Genomic DNA, 1,864 nt, shown 5'->3' on the forward strand with positions numbered 1-1,864 from the left:
GTAGTCGACCTCGGACTGGTCGCGGCACGTGACCGAGAACGAGACCGCCTCGGTGAACGGGAACGCCGGTCCTCCGTTGATGCCGCGGAAGGTCATCCCGTCGAGCGTGAACTCGCCGGCCATGACCGTGCCGGGCTCGCCGGGGCTGCCCTCGGAGTAGCGGCTGAGGTGCCCGATCGAGGAGTTCGGGAAGATGCCGGTGTAGAAGCGCGCGGCTTCCTCGAGGGTGTCGTCGAACCACAGGCAGGGCTGGATGTGGCTGCTCGCAATGCTCATGGCAGGACAGACCGGGGCACGCGCGGCGACTCATCGCGGCCCAGGCAACCGCTTCGTCAACTGGGTCTCAGGCGAGTGTCAGCGCCGAGGCTGCGGGCCAGTTGCTCGATGAGCTCTGCCGTTGCGACCGCATCCGGGATCAGCCGGGGACGCCCGGATTCAATTCGCACCTCAATCAGCCCGGGGCGGCGACCGGGCGAGACCTGCGCCCGAGGCGAGCGCCTCGACTTGAGCTTCCTGGCCACCTGAGTGATCAAGTCCGTGGTGGCCGGAGTGGTCCCGCTCCGAGCAACATCGTGCTTCCCACCGACCGCGCCCGACAGCACCGCATGCAGTTCCGTGGCCCGTGCCGAGTCAGGTGCCTTGACGATGACGGTGAAGGCCTCTGGGCTGGCCTCCTTGCCGGTCCATGACTCGTCGTAGGCGAACGTGTCGACCAACGGATCGGGCACTGGGGCCGGCGCGGTCGTCAATCCGATCCGGATGTCCCAGGTGAGCCACCACCGGTCGCGCCACTCGGAGGACTCGTCGTCCTGGCACAGGTAACTGGTCGCGAACGGCCCGGACACCGACCAGTCGGATGCGGAGCCGGACTGCCCGAAGTCGGCGAGCAAAGTGTCGATGAATGCCGCCGTGCCAGTGCCGATCTCCTGCATGTTGATCGCAGTGGCGTAGAGGCGTACTGCACCCTCGTCCGCCATGCCGTTCCAGAGCGAGTAGTTCTCCATCTGGTGCGCCTCCCCGCTACTCCCTGTAGCCCTTGAAGCCTGGTTCAACGGTATCGGTGTAGGTGACTCCGCCGGACCCCTTCGAACTGTTGCACGGTCCGCACAGGACGACGAGGTTCTTCGGATCGTCGTACCACGCATAGCGCGTCGCCTGGTCGGTCTTGCGACCCTTGCTGTTCCAGTGCCTGGCCACGGGAGTGTCGCGGTGGTCGATGGTGACCTGATTGCGCCGGATCTGGTGAGCTGCTCGACTACCGTGCCCGGCGCACCATACCCAGCCCGCTGACGCTCCCTTCGCTGCCTCATTGAGGACAGTGGTCTTGTGGGTGAGCCGGAAGTTCTTCTTGTAGAACCACTCACGCACTCCATCTGCCAGTACGTACGGCCGCAACTGCTTTGTCCCGGGCACGACGTACTTGGAGCTGACGACCGCAACGGCCTTCGTGGTGGGCTTGCTGCCCTTGGGGTTGATCTCCCCCTCCACCACCCAGTGAGTCCCACGGGCGACCAACTCAAGCCGTGTCATCCCGTACCGAACCCTGATCGCAGCGAGGACTGGCCGGCCGAGAGCCGCCTTGATGCTCTCGCCCGGTAGCCGGTCCACGGCCGACTGGCCTGCCGCCAGGCCGCTGTCCAGACGCTTCTGTTTGCCCGCGGGTGAGTCGTCGCCGCCGCGGATCTTCGCAAGAGCCTTGTTCTTCAACTTGTTGGCCCCCGCCTTGGCCTTGCCTCCGAGGCCCTTCAGGCCGCGGATGACCGGGCCGGCGAGCTTGAGGCCCTTCTTGATCACGAAGTCGATCGCCTTGTTGAAGGGCCTCTGGATGGCCTGGATGATCGACTTGATCTTCTCGCCGATGCCG

At 65.7% G+C, this 1,864-nt stretch carries 3 protein-coding genes; all 3 read right to left on the reverse strand.

Features of this window, described 5'->3' with window-relative positions:
- Positions 1-276 (reverse strand): VOC family protein (locus V6M39_RS01170; RefSeq protein ID WP_332641821.1); only part of this gene is annotated, 276 nt, incomplete at its 3' end.
- A gap of 56 nt (positions 277-332) precedes the next feature.
- Entirely contained in the window at positions 333-1,004 is a 672-nt protein-coding gene (locus tag V6M39_RS01175) for a hypothetical protein (RefSeq protein ID WP_332641822.1), read from the reverse strand.
- A gap of 16 nt (positions 1,005-1,020) precedes the next feature.
- The coding region (locus tag V6M39_RS01180) for a hypothetical protein (RefSeq protein ID WP_332641823.1) at positions 1,021-1,864 on the reverse strand (844 nt) is incomplete at its 5' end.

The organism is Aeromicrobium sp. (assembly GCF_036675695.1).
Lineage (GTDB): Bacteria > Actinomycetota > Actinomycetes > Propionibacteriales > Nocardioidaceae > Aeromicrobium.